This window comes from Rhizobium sp. 05N430, from assembly GCF_056396985.1.
The window spans coordinates 1-17,790 of the sequence record NZ_JBFTMO010000026.1; the positions used below are offsets into that span (position 1 = coordinate 1).

A 17,790-nucleotide genomic window follows, 5' to 3' on the forward strand; every position below is an offset into this window, starting at 1 on the left:
ACCGCCAACCAAGACCAGAAGGTTGGTATCGAGATCGTCCGCAGGGCGATCGAGGCCCCCGTTCGCCAGATCGCCGAAAACGCTGGTGCCGAAGGCTCCGTCATCGTCGGCAAGCTGCGTGAAAAGACCGACTTCTCCTTCGGCTGGAATGCGCAGACCGGCGAATATGGTGATCTCTATGCTCAGGGCGTCATCGATCCAGCCAAGGTCGTGCGGACCGCGCTTCAGGATGCTGCGTCGGTCGCCGGTCTGCTGGTGACCACGGAAGCGATGATCGCCGAGAAGCCCAAGAAGGACGCCTCACCCGCCCTGCCCGCTGGCGCCGGCATGGACTTCTAAGAGGTAATTGCTGGGGCTCGCCCGTCGACGCGGGCGAGCTCCGATAAGGAGGTGAAAGGATGGTTCATGCAATAACAAAACCTTTGCCAACTCCTTTCGACAGCCGTGATCTTGCCGTCTGTCAGAGGGTTTTCGATGATATCCGGTCGGGCGCCGGAATTACCAGGGAGTCCGAGGAAGCGGAGCGAATGGCGGCCATAACAGTGGAATTATACAGGCAAGGTGTTCGCGAGCCGAGCCATCTCAGAACAATGGTCGAGTCCGCGCGAGGTCTGTTCGGGCGCCAGGGAATTTTACAAAGCTGAGCCAAACAACAACGTCAATTTGGCATCACATGGGGTCAAGCTATGAGAAAGGAAAGCTTCGAAAATTCAACACCAGTGAACGCGGCAGCAGCAATCAGCGCTGCTCATCTGCTGCATCCGGGCAGGCATTTTGCTCATCCGCGCGACGTTCTTGCGGCCGACGAAATCGGCAGGGACGAGAAACGCGCCCTTCTTGCGTCCTGGGCATCCGACATCTTCGCCATCGAATCCATTCCGGCCCTTCGCCTTTATCCAGGTACGGACAAGGCCGTCTCCTATGACGAGATCATCGAAGCGCTGAAGACGTTGGACCGGTCTGATATGCTGCCCGGAAAGCAGGACGCATCCCGTAATCAAGACAATCAAAGATGCCGCCGTCGCCGAGTTCAATCACGTCGGTTTGGCGGCCTTGGTCTGTGCAGCTATCGGAAAGGAGGACGCCACCGACAACCATTCGAGATATAGAAATCCAATCTGACGTGCCGCGTGCCTCTTTGAGGACGCGGATCTGGTTTTTGCCGACGACTCTTTGCTCAATAGAGGAGGTTTTGCCGATGAAGATCGCTCAGATCGCACCACTTGCCGAAAGTGTTCCGCCCAAGCTCTATGGCGGTACCGAACGCATCGTATCCTATCTCACTGACGCACTCGTCGCCCAAGGTCACGACGTCACACTTTTTGCCAGCGGAGATTCGATCACCGCCGCGAAGCTCGTATCGTGCTCAGATGTGGCGCTCCGTCTTAATCCTGCCGTTAAAGATCATCTGCCCCATCAGGTTGTGATGTTGGAGGAAATTCGCCGGCGGGCGCACGAATTCGATGTGCTGCACTTCCACATCGATCTACTACATTTCCCGCTGATCCGCGAGTTCGCCGACCGCACGGTGACGACGCTGCACGGCCGCCTTGACCTGCCGGACCTCAAGCCCTTCTACTCGGCTTTTCCCGATATCCCGCTGGTGTCAATCTCCGATGATCAGCGCCGCCCACTGCCGCCGGTCAACTGGTCAGGGACGGTTTATCACGGCCTGCCTCGCGAGCTGCTGCCATTCACGGAAAAGCCGAAGGGCAACTACCTCGCGTTCCTCGGGCGAATATCGCCGGAGAAACGGCCTGACCGGGCAATCGAAGTCGCGGCGAAAGTTGGCATGTCCTTGAAGATGGCCGCAAAGATCGACAATGCCGACAAGGCCTATTGGGAAACGGTGATCGAGCCGATGGTGAGACGCCATCCGAACGTCGAATTCATCGGCGAGATCAACGAGCGTGAGAAAGCCGACTTCCTCGGCAATGCCGGCGCCCTGCTCTTCCCGATCGACTGGCCCGAGCCGTTCGGACTGGTGATGATCGAAGCGATGGCCTGTGGCACGCCCGTCATCGCCTTCGGATGCGGCTCCGTGCCGGAGGTCATCGACAACGGTATCTCTGGAATCCTCGTCGATAGCGTGGCCGACGCGGCCGAGAACATCGAATGGGCGCTCAAGATGGATCGAAAGAAAGTCCGCGCGACATTCGAGGCGCGTTTTAGCGCCGAGCGGATGGCACGAGATTATCTGGACATCTACCGCAACCTTCCTGGCGTGCGCACCAAGGCGGCCCCACTACGCCGTGCCAACGGGCAGGACCTCGATCTGCAGGTCGTTGCATAATCCGGAGGCCAGTAGCATGTCGATCGCTTCTGTACACGACGCTTCCGAGCCAGCAGGCGGCCACGCACCGATGGCGCAATTTTTCATTCCGGCCACAGCATCACTGCAAGAGCGACGGCCGCGCACCCTGAAGCACGGCGATACATTCGCCGTCTTCGACCACAATGGTGACGCGCTTTCTGGGCCCGGCAGCCCGGAAGGCGTTTTCCATCGGGACACGCGGTACCTCTCCCACCTCCATCTGACGATTAATGGCAAGCGCCCGATGCTTCTCTCGTCGACGCTGCGCGACGACAATGCGACGCTGACCTGCGATCTCACCAATCCCGACCTCTTTGATGAGAAGGGGAAGCTCACACTTGAGCATGATCTCATTCATATGCGCAGGACACGCTTTCTGTGGAATGCCGGTTGTTACGAGCGCTTGGCCGTAAGGAACTACGACGAGCGACGACAACAAGTGCGTATCGAAATTTCGTTCGAGGCGGACTTCGCCGATCTGTTCGAGGTTCGCGGAACCGTCAGGGCGAGGAGGGGCCGCCATCTTCCGTCCGTGATGGAACAGGATCGCGTTCTTCTCTCCTATATCGGCCTCGACGATCTGAAGCGCGTCACGCAGTTGTCGTTCGATCCCCGCCCAGACGAACTTGGGAGTGATCATGTCATTTATGATCTTGATCTGGCGCCACATGAAACGCGGTCGCTGTTCATCCAGATCTGCTGCGACCAAGACAAAGACCGGCCTCTCGGCTACCAGTCTTTCTTTCTGGGCCTACGGGATGCGCGCCGTGCATTGCGCTCCTCTTCCTCCCGCGCGGCATCGATCGTCACATCCAACGAAATATTCAACGAGGTGGCGCGGCGCAGTGTCTCCGATCTATATATGCTAACGACCGATAAGCCCGAAGGTCCCTACCCCTATGCCGGCATCCCCTGGTTTAGCACTGTTTTCGGACGTGATGCGCTGATTACAGCGCTCGAAACGCTGTGGCTTGATCCGCACATTGCCCGCGGTGTCCTTGGCCATTTGGCCGCAAACCAGGCCACGGAAGTCGATCCGGCTGCAGACGCCGAACCTGGAAAGATCCTCCACGAAGTGCGCTATGGCGAAATGGCTGAACTGGGTGAAGTGCCCTTCCGCCGCTATTACGGCAGCATCGATTCCACGCCGTTGTTCGTCCTGCTGGCAGGGGAGTACCTGAGGCGAACAGGCGACCTTGCCACGATCAACCATCTTCTGCCAAATATCGAGGCAGCGCTCACCTGGATCGACGAGCACGGCGATCGCGATGGCGATGGTTTCGTGGAATACGGGCGGTTAACGCAAGAAGGCTTAATCAATCAGGCCTGGAAAGACAGCCACGACTCGGTATTCCACGCCGATGGTACGCTCGCCAAAGGCCCGATCGCCATTGCCGAGGTTCAGGCCTACGTCTACGGTGCCTGGCAGTCCGCAGCCGAGATCTTCCGCCGGCTCGGCAGACCTGAACGCGCGGCAAAGTTCCTAGCACGGGCCGAAGGCCTGCGTCGTGCCTTCGATACGAGTTTCTTCGATGAGGAACTCGGCACCTTTGTGCTCGCGCTCGATGGGAATAAGCGGCCTTGCAGGGTCCGCTCTTCCAATGCCGGTCATGCCCTGTTCACCGGTATCGCCTATCCCGAGCGAGCCGTCCAGGTTGCCAGGACACTGATGAGCGCCTCGTCCTTCTGCGGTTGGGGCATCCGAACCATCGCCTCCACCGAGGCACGCTACAATCCGATGAGCTATCACAATGGCTCGGTTTGGCCGCATGACAATGCAATGATCGCCAGCGGTCTCGCCCGATATGGCTACCGGGCTGAAGCGGCGCGCATTTTCGAGGGGCTCTTTGCCTCGTCGACATATATCGACCTGCGCCGCCTTCCGGAACTCTTCTGCGGCTTGCCACGCCAGCGGGCTCAGGGACCGACCTTCTATCCTGTTGCTTGCTCTCCGCAGGCGTGGGCGGCCGCAGCACCGCTGCTTCTTCTGCAATCCTGCCTCGGCCTGGACTTCGAACCGAACGCCCTGCTCATCAGCTTCACGGAGCCGCAACTGCCCTCCTTCATGGATGAGGTGATCCTGCGACACCTGCAGGTCGGAAACGGCTCGGCCGACATTGCCTTACGCCGCTCGGGACGCAGCGTCGTGGTAGACACCCTCGGTCGACGGGGCGAGGTTCGCGTACTGACCACCGCTTAGGCAAGCCGCTTCCAGACAGGCGTCTTGCCTAGTCCAGTTCGTCGTTGTCTGAGACCAGCAGGTCAATCAACAAGGCGATTTTGCCCGTGGGTGGCGGCCGTCGTTCATTCATCAACGCTTCGTCATTGTTGACCCATGCGAAAGCTTCCGCCAGTTCAGCCTGACTGGCACCAGTGGCCACGACATCAGCTATCAAAGTTTCGTCGACAGGTCCGAGGATGTCGATGACGTCTTCGGAGGTCATTGTCATGCCGATTCCTCCTTTTGTGTCACCACACGAATCTGGTGGCCCAAACAAAAAAATCAAATTTTTTACACCAGGCAATTCCACAGCTCTTGAAACTGCAAGCCACTGAATTATATTGATATTGTTCGATCGCCCAATGGGGATCGACAGGTCCAGGAGGCGCCATTGTGCTCTTGGCGCCTCTTTGTATCCATGTTGCTTACAAGGAGGATATGGTTATGAGGACAAACCTCGATTTTTCTCCCCTGTTCCGATCGAGCATCGGCTTCGACCGAATGCTGAACGCGCTCGAGGCTGCAAGCCGCATCGAGACGATCGACAACTGGCCGCCTTACGACATCGTCAAGACCGGTGAGGATGAGTACCGCATTGCCATGGCAGTGGCGGGCTTCACGCAGGACGAACTGACGATCACGCAAGAGCAGAACATGCTCTTCGTATCGGGTCAGAAGGCGAATGCCGACGATGTGCAGTATCTGCATCGCGGCATCGCCGGCCGCTCGTTCCAGCGCCGGTTCGAACTTGCCGACCACGTCAAGGTCGTCGGCGCCGGTATCGTCAACGGTCTGCTGACCATCGATCTCAAGCGCGAAATCCCTGAAGCGATGAAGCCGCGCCAGATCGCGATTTCGACCGACACGGCTATGCCGCAGGCCGAGATCAAGCAGATCGAAGCAGAGAAGCACGCGGCTTAAGCTCCAGCAACAGCATAGTCGGGAAAGACGGCGCCGGGTATATCGTCCGGCGCCACCAGAGAAGCTTTGCCAATCGAACCAACGGAAAGGAGAAAACCATGAGTGTTCGTGATCTGATTCCCTGGGGCCGAAACAATGGCAACCAGGCCCCGACTGTCCTGCGCGACGACGACCGGGATCCCTTCCTGTCGCTGCATCGCGAGGTGAACCGCCTGTTCGACGACGTCTTCCGCGGCTTCGGCTCCGGCCTGCCGGCCTTCGGAAGCGCTTCTGCCTTCGGCGCCGGCTGGCCGAACGTCGAGATCGCCGATACCGACAAGGAGATCAAGGTGACCGCCGAGGTGCCCGGCCTTGAAGAAAAGGACATCGAAGTCCTGCTCAACGACGGCGTGCTGACGCTGAGAGGTGAGAAGCGCTCCGAGAACGAAGACAAGGATCGTCAGTTCTCCGAGCGCTACTACGGCCGTTTCGAGCGCCGCATCCCGCTTGGCGTCGAGGTCGATGAAGACAAGGTCGATGCCAGCTTCAGGAACGGCGTTTTGACCGTGACCCTGCCGAAGACCGAGAAGGCGCAGACGCAGGTCAAGCGGATCGCCATCAAGAGCTAACCGAACCAGCCTGCCCGGCGGCCGGCCTTGTTAGGGGCCGCCGGCATCCTTCGCCAATAGGGAGGGATAAAATGATGGAGATTATTAGAGAGACACACACCAAACCAAGCAAAAGCCTCGCTTCCGTTAGCCAGGCCTCCAATGATAACCGGCGGAAGCGTCTCGCTTTCGGCCGCTCCGTGTTTCCCGAAGACGTCGTGGCCCGCATCTTCAGACCATCACACTCGGTGATGACATCGGGCAAAGCACGAATGAACGGCTGGCTGCTTGTCTTCGAGCGCCGCAGCGCGCCGTTCATTGAGCCTTTGATGGGCTATACGGGCACCACGGATACGCTGACGCAGGTGGAGCTGGAGTTTCCAACGCTGCGATCCGCCATCCGCTATGCCGAGCGGCAAGGCCTGACCTATGTCGTGCAGGGTCCGGCAAGCAAAGCTGCGGCCCTGACAAAGAAAGGAATTCGTCGCCGATTGAACCGGCCATCTCACGCCTTCTCCGATGCGACATTGGAGCGGCTCGGCCTCGCCGCGCTTCAGGAGAGCTACGGTCAGGCAATGGTCGAGGCGGCGGAACGGCACGATGCTTCCGGTCCCGCCACATGGTCATCGCCCATAGATGTCATCCGTGATCCGACGCTGTCTCTCGAAGCAAAGCGCTCGATCCTGATGAACTGGGCATGGACCGAATATCTGATCGACCAGGCGACCAACGAAGGCATGCCGGTGAACAATCGTCCGTCCCGCCTTAATGAGGTCGAGCAGGCGCTGCTTGCGCTCGAAGGAGACGTTGAGCGCAGGCAGGACCGTACCACTGCCGATCGGAAAGCTGCATGAGGTGCACCCATGGACCCGCATGTCGTTTTCGGTTGCCAGGAGATTGTGCCGAACAGGTTTACGCTGACGATGGCCGCAGCTGCCCGTGCCCGTGCCCTCAACCGCGGTGCGGGGCCGAGGCTTGATCTGCCGCATGCCAGTGTAAGCGATCTTGCGCTGCGTGAGATCGCCCGTGGCGCGTTCAGCCACGACGAGCTCGCGCCGTTCTTGCCCGAATTGGCAGCAACAACGCTTCCTCCGGCTCCTAATCCAACCACAACAAGAGCTTCGCGGCGACGGCGCGGCAAGCGCCGCCGCCGCACCCGCCTTCTGTCCGCAGGAGACGGTTCAATGATGATGCAACCAACCGATGAGGAGAAATGAACGATGCTGAAGTCCCTGTCTTCCAACAACCGGACCGCTTTCGATATCGTCAATATCGTTGCCGGTCTTGGTCTTCTTGTCTCACCGTGGCTAATTGGCTTCGCCGCTGAGACCTATGCCGCCTAGAATGCCTGGCTCGTCGGCGCGGCCATCGCCGTGATCGCCGCTGTGGCTCTCTATGCCTTCTATGAGGCGGAGGAATGGGTCAACCTAGTGCTCGGCATTTGGGCGGTAGCTGCTCCATGGGTTCTCGGCTTCGCGGGCGTGACGGCTGCGATGTGGGTCCATGTTGTTGCCGGTCTTGTCGTCGCGGTGCTTGCCGCCGGCAACATCTGGTTCGGCCATAACCGCCCGCTCTCGACTGCGTGAGCCGATCAAGAGAGGCGGATCTGGACATCCGGACCCGCCTCTTTTTTCAATCCTCCGTCGGTCACGCCAGGAGGGACACCCATCATCAGATTCAAGGAGCAACCGATGTTCGATCTCGCCCCGAGGCTTCGCACGATTGCCATTTCCGCAGCCGTCGCCGTTGGAGCCATTTTCTTCACCACAAGCCCGCTGCCTGCGCAAATGACGGGACCCGTTTCTTCGTCCACCGGCCTGCCGACATTAGCGCCGATGCTGGAACAGGTCACACCCGCCGTCGTCAATATCGCGGTTGTCTCCCGAGCGCCGGCGCAAGACAACCCGCTCTATAGCGATCCCAACTTCCGAAGGTTCTTCAATCTGCCGGAGCAACAGCAGCAGGCTCGGATGAGCGCCGGCTCCGGTGTCATCGTCGACGCCAACAAAGGATATGTGCTGACCAACCATCACGTCGTCGACGGCGGATCAAAAATCTCGGTCACGCTGAAGGATGGCCGACAGCTCCCGGCAAAACTGATTGGCAGCGACAAGGAGACCGACATTGCCCTGCTCCAGATCAATGCCAAAAACCTGACAGCCATTCAGATCGGGGATTCCGATGCCCTTAAGGTCGGGGACTATGTCGTCGCCATCGGCAATCCCTTCGGACTTGGTCAGACGGTTACCTCCGGCATCGTCAGCGCGCTCGGTCGCAGCGGGCTCAATATCGAAGGCTATGAGGACTTCATCCAGACCGATGCCTCGATCAACCCTGGCAATTCCGGCGGGGCGCTCGTGACGCTCGACGGCAAGCTGATCGGGATCAACACTGCGATCCTTAGCCCGGCCGGCGCCAATGTCGGCATCGGCTTCGCAGTCCCGAGCGACATGGTGCTATCGGTGATGAACCAGTTGGCAGCCCGTGGCGAGGTACGCCGCGGCAGACTCGGCATCGGCATCCAGGACCTGACACCCGACGTGGCCGAGGCGCTGAAGCTCGGTGAGCTGCGCGGCGCACTGATTGCCAGCGTCGAACCTGGCTCAGCGGCCGCGCGGGCCGGATTGAGGACCGGCGACGTGGTTACCGCGATCGACAATCGCCCCGTCCACAGTGCAACGGACCTCAGGAACCGGATCGGCCTCACCCCGATCGGGACCAGGATCAATGTGACGGTAAAGCGCGGCGATGGCGAGCGGGTGATCGCCGTCAAGATCACATCGGAAGACCGGTCGTCCGCCGACCTCTCCGGCACGCCCCTCGATGGCGCCAAAATGCGGGGAGCATCTGCCGAAGAGGCTCGCCAGGCAGGTGCCCCCGGCGTTGTGATCGAAGGCATCGCCTCGGGCAGCATGGCGGCCCGCAGCGGACTGCAGGCCGGTGACATAATCCTGGCGGCCAATCGCTCGCCGGTCTCTTCCGTCGCGGATTTGCGTAAGGCGCTTGCCGACAAACCGGCAATCCTCGCGCTTGAACTGATCCGAGATGGCGATCCTCTCCTTCTCGTCGTCCGATAGCGGAGCGATGATTAAACGGTCCCGCTCACTTGCGAAGCGGGACCCAATCGACCGTTCGTCTTGCCCTCCAACAGGAAACCGGGCCGCCTATATGAGAGCAGAATTGATCGCAGTGTATGTTGCCTGTGACAGGAGATATGTATGAGCCGAGATCCATATGAGCTTCTGGGCGTGAAACGGGATGCGCCGCAAAAGGAAATCCAGAGTGCATTCCGCAAGCTGGCCAAGAAGCTGCATCCCGACTTGAACCCCGGCGATAAAAATGCCGAGGCCAGGTTCAAGGAGATTTCCGCGGCCTACGAGCTTTTGAGCGATGAGCAGAAGCGCGCCCGCTTCGACCGTGGCGAGATCGATATGACGGGGGCCGAACAGGCGCCCCGCAACTTCTATCGCGACTATGCCTCGGCCAGCGGTCCCGGTGAGCCCTACCACAATAGCGGCGGGTTTGCCGATTTTGGCGATTCGGACGATATTTTCGCGAGCTTCTTCTCGCGCCGCGCCGGCGCTGGCGGCGGGTCCCCGTTCCGCGCTCCCGGACGTGACCGCCATTTCTCGATGGAGATCGATTTTCTCGATGCGATGAAGGGTACCAAAACCCAGGTTAAGCTACCCGAGGGTCCGGCTATCGAAGTGCAGGTTCCCCCCGGGACACGTGATGGCCAAACGCTGCGGCTGCGGGGCAAAGGCGAACCCGGGTTCGGGGGCGGTGCCGCCGGCGACGCGCTGATCGTTATCAGGGTGCGGCCCCACCGCTTTTTCACGCGCGACGGTGACGACATCCGCCTCGAACTTCCGGTCACGCTCAGCGAGGCCGTGCTTGGCGGCAAGGTGCGCGTGCCCACTCCCTCCGGCCCAATCGACCTAGCCCTCCCCCCCAATTCCAACAGCGGCAAGGTCTTGCGTATCAAGGGCAAGGGTGTGCCGCGCGGAAATGGCAGCGCCGGTGACGTCTATGTGACTGTGAAGGTCGTGTTGCCCGACCGTCCGGACGAAGATCTGACCAGCTTCATCAAACGCTGGGCTTCTGGAACGACACAAAATCCGAGAAAGGGCATGGAGGGCTGACCATGGACGATCATGAATTCTGTCTTCGCCTCAAAATCGAAGTAACCGAGCTCGAACTGTGGATCCGGGAAGGTTGGCTGGCGCCGCAGATCGCCGAGCACCAACGCCGCTTCCGGGATGCAGATCTAGCTCGCGCCCGGCTGATCCTAGATTTGACGCACGGCATGGGCGTCAACGAAGCCGGAGTTGATATTGTCATGGATCTTATCGACCAGCTTCACGGCATGCGCGGCGCGATGCGCAACATCATAACGGTCGTCAGCGGAGACGATGTTGCACTCCAACAACGTTTGGTAGCAGCTCTGGACAAGCTCCACACCAATTGGCGAATGTGAGAGGATTCGCGGCAGGAAGAAAGCAATCTCGTGGCGAATGTTCCTATGACGACATCATTGAGGCGCTGAAGACGTTGGACAAGAACGATGAGCGCGAGGACGAGGTTCGTCCGCCGCGATGAGAGCGAGCCTGCTGTAAAGCTGTAACACTCCCTTTAGGTAGGTCTGCGGCTTCACCACAAACAGCCTGTCATTGATGTTTCGAGAAACCTAAATATAACGGAAAAGCATCTTTCAACGACGATGATGCGCGCGCTCCGGCCCGGATCACGCTAACAGTTCTGAAAGATGAGTTATGCCGAAACGAAAAGCGCCAGCAGTTGTCAGCACAGGCATCACAGGATTGAACGAAATCCTGCGTGGTGGTCTGCCAGCATCCAATCTCTATATGCTGCAAGGAGCTCCGGGCTCCGGTAAGACGACAGCCGCGCTGCAGTTCCTTCGCGCCGGGGTGGAAGTAGGAGAGAGTTGCATCTACGTGACACTGTCGCAGACGGCGGCAGAGCTTGAAGCCATTGCTGTTTCACACGGCTGGACACTCGATGGCATTCGGGTCGAAGAACTGTCGACATCCGGTTCGGTCAGCGAAGCCGATGACCAGAGCATATTTCTGACCGCAGACCTCAGGCTCGACGAGACGCGAAAGGCGATCGAGGCAGCTATCGAAGAACACAAGCCGCGGCGCCTTGTTTACGACTCCCTCCTCGAAATCCGCCTGATCACCGGTGACTCTCCTAGGTTTCGTCGTGAACTAATCGGTTTCAAGTCCTTTCTTGCCAAGCGCAACGTCGTCGCACTTCTTCTTGACACCCAGACAACCGGCTATGACCGCAGTGGCGAGGAAGTTGAGGGATTGGCTCATGGGGTCATCCGTTTCGACAAGTCACTGGAGGAGTACGGCGCTGTGCGGCGTCGTGTGGAAGTTTCCAAGATGCGCGGTGTCCCCGTTGCCGATGGTTATCACGACATGGCAATCCGGGAAGGTAAAGGGGTCATCGTTTTTCCTCGCATTATGCCCAACACTGCATCTGAGGCCACCAAGCCGGAACTGATCAAATCAGGTGTTGCAGCGCTCGACGACATGTTTGGCGGCGGCCAGGAGGCTGGAACTACGACGCTGGTCATCGGACAGTCGGGTACTGGCAAGTCGACTATGTCGTCACTCTATGCGACCGCAGCGCTCGACCGCGGCGAGAACGTTGCGCTGTTCTTGTTCGAAGAGAGGCTGGAAACGTTCTTCCGCCGGTCGGAAGGCCTGGGAATGCAGCTTCGACAGTTCCATAAGGATGGCAAGCTCATCCTGCGGGATTTCAATCCGAACGAAATCTCACCGGGTGAATTTGGGCAAATCGTCCAGGACGCGGTGACGCAAAACAAAGTCCGCGTCGTCGTCATCGATAGCCTGACCGGCTATCTGAACTCGCTACCGCATCGGGAAAAGGCGGTCCGCGACATTCAATCCCTTCTTAAATTCCTGGCTCGTTCGGGCGTGCTGACGATGCTGATTGTCGCTCAGCACGGCCTGATTGGTCAGAATGTCGGCATCGACGTAGATGTAAGCTTTCTGGGCGACACCGTGCTCCTGCTCCGGATCATGGAGCATGAGGGTCGGCTGCGCCGCAACATCACCGTTGTCAAAAAGCGCCACGGTCCACATGACCTCAACATCCAGGAACTGCTGATCGAGAGCGGCAGCGTCAGCGTCGTTTCCTATAACCCTCTTCCTGACCCGAAATGAATGAAACACCGAGTGAACTGGATTGGGTGCTCATACTTGCCCCGTTTCGAAAGGACGCTGAGTACATCGCGGCTTCCTTGCAGGAGCAGAACGTCGAGGTCCGGCAAGGCCAGATTGGCGAGGATTTGACTGAAAATTTAGCGCTTTCGCCGGGCGTCATCCTCATCACCCATGAGGCGCTGAGCCCGCCCGTCGTCGCAACCATTGGCGATCATCTCGCCGGCCAGCCTGATTGGTCCGAAGTCCCAATCCTGGTCCTGCTTGAGCGCGCGGCTCCCGTTGCACAGATCCGCACTCAGCTTCAAAACGCCTGGCCGAGCGCTCGCCTCCAATTCTATACACGCCCAGTCGCGCGACTGGAGCTGGCCAATAGCATCCAGACCAATCTGCTCGTCCGGTTGCGCCAGAAACAGGTGCGCGATGCCATTGAGCGCGAGGTCGAGCTGCGGCTGGAGCTCAATCATCGGATTAAGAACATTCTTGCCAGCGTCACCTCGATCTTTCAAATGACGCGACGCGGCGCGTCTACGGTTGATGAGCTTGCGGCAGATTTCACAGGCCGGCTCCGCGCTCTCTCTGACGTCCATACCGCAGTCTTCGAAGCAGGCGGAGATGAAGTCTCTCTGTTATCGGTGATTGCCATGACCGTCGCCCCCTATAACGGTGATAGCCTGAAGCGGATTGATATTGCCGGCCCGGACCTCCTTGTCGAACGGATCGCTGCGACAACCATCGCCCTTTGCCTCCACGAACTGACGACGAATGCCATCAAGTACGGCGCACTGTCTCAGGGCAACGGCAGGATCAACATTGCCTGGTCCGTTTCGGAGGAAGATCCGCCAGTATTTTCAATGAACTGGATCGAATCGGGCGGCCCCAAAGTCGTTCAACCAACGCGGCAGGGCTACGGCACAAAATATGTTCGCTCGGCTCTCGCCTCGCTCTTGGGGGCAGCGCCGACGATCACTTTCGATGGCAATGGGTTTCGATGCCACGCCGCGGGTCCGGTAGCAAGACTTGTGCGGCAGTCGGCAGAAGCTGTTTGATACAGTATACGTTATCGGAAGGGTTAAACACCTTATTGAAGACATTCCCGAACCTGGCGGATCATATTCGTACGAGAGACGTTATCACACTCTTGGACCATTTTATCTGCCTGTAAATCACGAGGGAGCGTAGGGGATGGGCGGCAACGGTATAACGGTCCTTGTCGTGGAGGACGAGGCTCTCGTTCGGATGGATATTGCGCTATTTCTAGAGGACGAAGGTTTTCAGGTGCTGGAAGCATCGAACGCCGACGATGCTATCAGCCTTCTCGACGCACACCCGGAGGTTCGTCTGATGTTCACCGATATCGATATGCCTGGCAGCATGGATGGCTTGAAACTTGCGGCCGCGGTTCGAGATCGATGGCCACCAGTCAAGATCATCGTAACATCGGGTCATCGCCACATGAGCGATGATACCCTTCCGATCGTCGGCCGCTTTTTCAGTAAGCCCTATGATCCGTCACGTGTGATTCATGCGATACGCGAAATGATCTAACACGATGAGGTCCTAAGCTGAGCGAGACTGTCAAGCCAAGGATGCCGATGCTGGCAACTCTGCAATGGCAACCGCCCACCATGCTGCCCGATGCGATCATTACCTTGAAGGCAAGCAAGACAAGACTTACTTGGTCGCCGACGGCCAATCGTTTGAGGGCTCGTCGATCTGATGATCTGGGATCCCGTCCATCGTATCACGAAGCTGGGCAGATTCCTTCTCGATCATGTAGATCACTGCGGATCTCTCGGCACCTTTAGCGACGAGCTCATCGATCAACGCGTGCAGCCTCGGTTTGACCTCTTTCAAAATGTTTTGGTTGTCACTCATCAATTCCTCCCATTTTTGCTCCGTGTTGGCCGACGCTCCTCCTTGGGTCTTAGCCAAACCGCTTCCCTGCATTCGCGTCATCCGCCAGAACCAGACTTGCGGGCGGTGACTCACTTTCGTCGCCTCCGACGATTGCGGAAATGTAAGTCAGGGCATTTTTCATTCCGTTCATGGTATAGGGCTTTTCGATTGCACCGAGTGCGCCGGCAAACCCTTCCGGGATCTTCTTGATATTGCCGCTCACGAAGACATAGGGGATGCCCGCAGCTGCTAGTTCGCGACCCACGTCGATCCCGGTCGGGCCATCCATGAGATGGATATCGACGAATGCGAAATCAGGCTTCGACGCGTTGATCTGCTCGCGCGCCTGGATGCTGCTCATGGCGAGGCCTGTAACCTGATGGCCCGCCATCTCCACCTCGCTTTCAAGCTCCATGGCGAGCAGCATTTCGTCTTCGACGATCATAACTTTCAATGTGTATTCTCCTGATGGTCGCCGACAAGCAGCACCACATCGACAACCGTCTTTCGTCCATCTTGTTTACGTTCGATTTCGGCGCCGAGCTGCAAAGCAGACGCCTCGATCAACATGCGTCCGAGCTCGGTGCTTTCAATATCAGGCTCAACTGGTTCGGACGTGTCCTCGACACGGATCAGAAAATGACCGTTGAGGCGTTTGACCAGCACGTAGATGTCGCCGCCGCCGTCCATGAGACCCCGTCGAACTGCATCGCCGACCAGCTCATTGACGATCAGCGACAAAGGCGTGGCTTTGACAGCGGGCACGAGCAGCGGCGAAAGATCCAAAGACAGACGGATGTCGTTGCGGCCAGTGGCATCGACAAGATCTGTCACCAATTCCTTTGTGAACTCTGAGATATCAAACTTCGACACGTCGTCGAGCGTGAACAGCTTTCGCTGAACTGTACTGAGGGCCTCTATTCGGTTGAGGACCGACATGAGTGTCTGCCTTTGCCGATAATCGGTGGTGATGCGTGCCTGCATTTTTACGATGGAAGCCATCGTCAGCAGATTATTTTTCACCCGATGGTCCACCTCGTGGACGAGCAGCGTGCGCGCCTCCAGTGCCGCCTTGAGGGTGGCGGTGTTTTTTGCCACCTCCGCCTCCGCTCATGGCGCGCAGCCGCCAGGTCTGCTTCCCGGCTTTTGACAGTTGTGAAATCGAGCTGGGACGCAAAGAAATAGATGATTGTCCCTGCCTCGTCCCGGACGGGGCTGATGAATACCGCATTCCAAAACGTAGTGCCGTCTTTTCGGTAATTAAGGATATCGACAGCAACGTCGTGGCCGGCCGCGATGCCCTCCCGGATCTTCGCGATCGTTGCTTTGTCAGTCTCTGGACCCTGCAGGAAACGGCAATTGCGCCCGATTATCTCGTCATCTCTGTAGCCCGTGAGCCTTCGGAAGGCTTCGTTGCAGAAGATGATCGGATTGTCGGACTGGTGCGGATCGGTGACGATCATTGGCATCCGGGTCGCCTTGAACGCGGCCGCAAATGGATCCTCGCTTACATGTCCGGCGACGAGACGGTCGCCGGCGTTGCGGGCATCGGTCCGATATTGATCCTTTTCTTGCATGGGGGTCCTGATCATATTGTCCGCAACAAATGCCGCGGCTTGGGAATTGGTTCCGGTCTTTGTCAGTGCAAAGACGTTATCGTCGCCTCGATCTCGCAAATCACACCGGACGGATCATAGGCGATTGTCGATTTGCCGTTCAGCTCCGCGGCCAACAAGCGTTCGACGAGGCGGGACCCGAAGCCCTTGCGGGTCGGAGGGAGAACCTCCGGTCCGTCCATCTCCCTCCAAACGAGGCGAAGATCTCCGGTCTCTTTAGCGAAGCTCCATCTGATGGCAATTCTGCCTGTCGCATTGGAGAGTGCACCATATTTGGCAGCATTTGTGCCGAGTTCATGGAGAGCGAGCGAGAGTGACGCAACGACTTTTTGCGGCAGCAAGACCGGATCGCCAGAAACATCAAACCGCTCTGAAGGATATGGAGCGATAGCCTGCTCTACCACAGCCTTAAGATCGGCACTCTGCCAATGCCCCTCGGCGAGAAGGTCGTGGGCATGCGCCATGGCCGAAAGGCGAGCCTCGAAAGCGGTCACCGCACCGCTGGCCTCAGCGTCTTTTGCCAGGGTTTGACGGGCAATCGCCATGACCGTCGCAAAAACATTCTTCACCCGGTGGTGCAACTCGCCGATCAGCACCGCCTGAAGCCGATCCGCTTCCTTTTTCGCCGAAATATCGTGAGCGATCTTAGATGCGCCGATAATCCGGCCGGCACTGTCGTAGATTGGCGAGACGCTGAGGAGAACATCGACGAGATGACCATCTTTGTGACGGCGTCTGGTTTCGTAAGGCTCCACCGTCAATCCGGCCCTGACGCGGCTCAACAGCGTCGGCTCCTCGTCGATCCGATCAGCAGGCACAAGGATCAGTACAGACTGACCGATGATCTCCTCCGCCTTGTAACCGTAGAGCCTCTCTGCCGAGGCGTTCCAGGACGTGATAGTCATATCGAGATCGATGCCCAGAATGGCATCATTGGAAGATGCGATGATCGACGCCAGCTTGCGCTCGACCTCCTGCCCTTTTTTGCGTTCGCTTATATCGATCGAGACGACCGCAACCTGGCGAATCCTGCCGCTATCGTCTCGAAGCGGTGAGACGGTGTTGTTCACCCAGACGAGACTGCCATCTTTTCGGACGTAGCGCTTTTCGAGATCGAAGCTCTCGCCGGTCTGTGCAAGCCGCTGATACAATCGGGTTTGCTCGGGCATATCGTCGGCATAGGTGATGTCGCGGATGTTCTTGCCGAGCAGCTCCTGTTCGTCGTAGCCAACAATCTCGCAAAATCGCTTGTTGACGTGCAGGATGTCACCATTGAGGCTCCCTTGGCCAATCCCGGCCGCCGACTGCGATATTACCGCCCGCAGCCGTTCTTCGCTTGCCTGGAGCGCCCGATCGCCGCGGACGCGATCCGTGGTCTCGTTGACAATGCAGAAGACGCCGCAAACCGTCCCGTTTTCATCGCGGACCGGAGAATAAGAAATGTCAAAATAGACAGTTTCCGGGTAGCCGTGCCGCTCGATATAAAATGGGCGGTCCTTGGCGGCGACCGTCTCGCCTTTGTCCAGGACTTGACGCAGGAGCGGTTCGAGGTCGTCCCATAGCTCGCTCCAGTTTTCTCGTGCCGGGCGACCGAAAGCCTTCGGGTGCCGTTGTCCGATCGACGGCGCATAGGGTGCGTTGTACAGGGCGACGAAATCCGGCCCCCAGAACAAAACGATCTGCGCCATGGAAGGCAGCATAATGTCGACGGTGGATCTCAGGCACGGAGGCCAAACCGAAGGCGGGCCAAGCATGGACTGGTCCCAGTGTCCCCGCTCAAGCATTCGAGAAATTTCGTCCTGCCCTGAGAAAGTTGTCCCCGTTTCGTTCTGCATCGGCGCCCACTCTAAATCGTTGCGACGTCGCAAACGTTCGTCCCAGTGCTCAATGTATAGCGTGAGATGGTCGCAGCAAGGTCTTTTCGCAATGAAATCAGCTTCTAATCCGACAGACCGCTACCGATTTCAGCTCACCAAAGCAGCAGACTTGACCCTTTCTGGCTGATTTCCCATATGTGCGC

The 17,790-nt window shown here is 58.4% G+C and carries 19 protein-coding genes and 2 pseudogenes; 16 read left to right on the top strand and 5 right to left on the bottom strand.

What is annotated here, in order from left to right; genetic code table 11:
• The 5 genes from AC1DJO_RS28435 to AC1DJO_RS28455 all read left to right on the top strand — a co-directional run.
• On the top strand, positions 1–339 hold a 339-nt coding region (locus AC1DJO_RS28435), incomplete at its 5' end, for a TCP-1/cpn60 chaperonin family protein (RefSeq protein ID WP_477973971.1).
• 59 nt (positions 340–398) lie between these two features.
• Complete coding sequence (locus tag AC1DJO_RS28440; protein ID WP_477973972.1) at positions 399–644, top strand: hypothetical protein; 246 nt, start codon at positions 399–401, stop codon at positions 642–644.
• A gap of 42 nt (positions 645–686) precedes the next feature.
• Complete coding sequence (locus AC1DJO_RS28445; RefSeq protein WP_477973973.1) at positions 687–1,109, top strand: hypothetical protein; 423 nt, start codon at positions 687–689, stop codon at positions 1,107–1,109.
• A gap of 89 nt (positions 1,110–1,198) precedes the next feature.
• Positions 1,199–2,293 carry a glycosyltransferase family 4 protein gene (locus tag AC1DJO_RS28450; protein ID WP_477974003.1) on the top strand — a complete coding sequence of 365 codons (1,095 nt, stop codon included), beginning with the start codon at positions 1,199–1,201 and terminating at the stop codon, positions 2,291–2,293.
• 16 nt (positions 2,294–2,309) lie between these two features.
• The gene (locus AC1DJO_RS28455; protein ID WP_477973974.1) at positions 2,310–4,514 is read left to right on the top strand and encodes an amylo-alpha-1,6-glucosidase; all 2,205 of its coding nucleotides are present in this window, start codon (positions 2,310–2,312) and stop codon (positions 4,512–4,514) included.
• Between the two features lie 28 nt (positions 4,515–4,542).
• Here AC1DJO_RS28455 and AC1DJO_RS28460 read toward each other — a convergent pair whose 3' ends face one another.
• Entirely contained in the window at positions 4,543–4,764 is a 222-nt protein-coding gene (locus AC1DJO_RS28460; protein WP_112389076.1) for a hypothetical protein, read from the bottom strand.
• 215 nt (positions 4,765–4,979) lie between these two features.
• Here AC1DJO_RS28460 and AC1DJO_RS28465 point away from each other — a divergent pair, with 215 nt between their 5' ends.
• The 11 genes and pseudogenes from AC1DJO_RS28465 to AC1DJO_RS28515 all read left to right on the top strand — a co-directional run bounded on the left by AC1DJO_RS28465 (position 4,980) and on the right by AC1DJO_RS28515 (position 13,803).
• The gene (locus tag AC1DJO_RS28465; RefSeq protein WP_477973975.1) at positions 4,980–5,456 is read left to right on the top strand and encodes an Hsp20 family protein; all 477 of its coding nucleotides are present in this window, start codon (positions 4,980–4,982) and stop codon (positions 5,454–5,456) included.
• A 98-nt stretch (positions 5,457–5,554) separates the two neighbouring features.
• The gene (locus AC1DJO_RS28470; RefSeq protein WP_168600395.1) at positions 5,555–6,064 is read left to right on the top strand and encodes an Hsp20/alpha crystallin family protein; all 510 of its coding nucleotides are present in this window, start codon (positions 5,555–5,557) and stop codon (positions 6,062–6,064) included.
• Positions 6,065–6,138: 74 nt separating this feature from the next.
• The gene (locus AC1DJO_RS28475; protein ID WP_348633587.1) at positions 6,139–6,897 is read left to right on the top strand and encodes an NADH dehydrogenase ubiquinone Fe-S protein 4; all 759 of its coding nucleotides are present in this window, start codon (positions 6,139–6,141) and stop codon (positions 6,895–6,897) included.
• A 9-nt stretch (positions 6,898–6,906) separates the two neighbouring features.
• Positions 6,907–7,260, top strand: a complete 354-nt coding sequence (rpoZ, locus tag AC1DJO_RS28480; protein ID WP_477973976.1) for a DNA-directed RNA polymerase subunit omega — start codon at positions 6,907–6,909, stop codon at positions 7,258–7,260.
• Between the two features lie 3 nt (positions 7,261–7,263).
• Positions 7,264–7,629: pseudogene (locus AC1DJO_RS28485) on the top strand (SPW repeat protein).
• Positions 7,630–7,734: 105 nt separating this feature from the next.
• Positions 7,735–9,120, top strand: coding sequence for a DegQ family serine endoprotease (locus AC1DJO_RS28490; RefSeq protein ID WP_477973977.1), 1,386 nt, complete (start codon positions 7,735–7,737; stop codon positions 9,118–9,120).
• A 141-nt stretch (positions 9,121–9,261) separates the two neighbouring features.
• Entirely contained in the window at positions 9,262–10,185 is a 924-nt protein-coding gene (locus tag AC1DJO_RS28495) for a DnaJ C-terminal domain-containing protein (protein WP_477973978.1), read from the top strand.
• 2 nt (positions 10,186–10,187) lie between these two features.
• Positions 10,188–10,520 carry a chaperone modulator CbpM gene (locus AC1DJO_RS28500; protein WP_477973979.1) on the top strand — a complete coding sequence of 111 codons (333 nt, stop codon included), beginning with the start codon at positions 10,188–10,190 and terminating at the stop codon, positions 10,518–10,520.
• Between the two features lie 295 nt (positions 10,521–10,815).
• Positions 10,816–12,258, top strand: coding sequence for a DUF7125 family protein (locus tag AC1DJO_RS28505; RefSeq protein ID WP_477973980.1), 1,443 nt, complete (start codon positions 10,816–10,818; stop codon positions 12,256–12,258).
• Positions 12,255–13,304, top strand: a complete 1,050-nt coding sequence (locus tag AC1DJO_RS28510; protein WP_477973981.1) for a sensor histidine kinase — start codon at positions 12,255–12,257, stop codon at positions 13,302–13,304. Before AC1DJO_RS28505 ends, AC1DJO_RS28510 begins: the two co-directional genes overlap by 4 nt.
• A 136-nt stretch (positions 13,305–13,440) precedes the next feature.
• Positions 13,441–13,803, top strand: coding sequence for a response regulator (locus tag AC1DJO_RS28515; RefSeq protein WP_477973982.1), 363 nt, complete (start codon positions 13,441–13,443; stop codon positions 13,801–13,803).
• A gap of 126 nt (positions 13,804–13,929) precedes the next feature.
• Here the strand turns inward: AC1DJO_RS28515 and AC1DJO_RS28520 are convergent, their stop codons facing one another.
• From AC1DJO_RS28520 to AC1DJO_RS28535, 4 genes and pseudogenes are all read right to left on the bottom strand, one after another.
• Positions 13,930–14,133 (bottom strand): hypothetical protein, encoded by a 204-nt coding sequence (locus AC1DJO_RS28520; protein WP_477973983.1) that lies wholly within the window; start codon positions 14,131–14,133, stop codon positions 13,930–13,932.
• Between the two features lie 49 nt (positions 14,134–14,182).
• Complete coding sequence (locus AC1DJO_RS28525) at positions 14,183–14,608, bottom strand: response regulator (protein ID WP_477973984.1); 426 nt, start codon at positions 14,606–14,608, stop codon at positions 14,183–14,185.
• Positions 14,605–15,731, bottom strand: a pseudogene (locus tag AC1DJO_RS28530) (PAS domain-containing protein). Before AC1DJO_RS28530 ends, AC1DJO_RS28525 begins: the two are co-directional and overlap by 4 nt.
• A 62-nt stretch (positions 15,732–15,793) precedes the next feature.
• On the bottom strand, positions 15,794–17,554 hold the full coding sequence (locus tag AC1DJO_RS28535) for a PAS domain-containing sensor histidine kinase (RefSeq protein ID WP_477974004.1): 1,761 nt from the start codon (positions 17,552–17,554) through the stop codon (positions 15,794–15,796).
• Between the last annotated feature and the right edge of the window lie 236 nt (positions 17,555–17,790).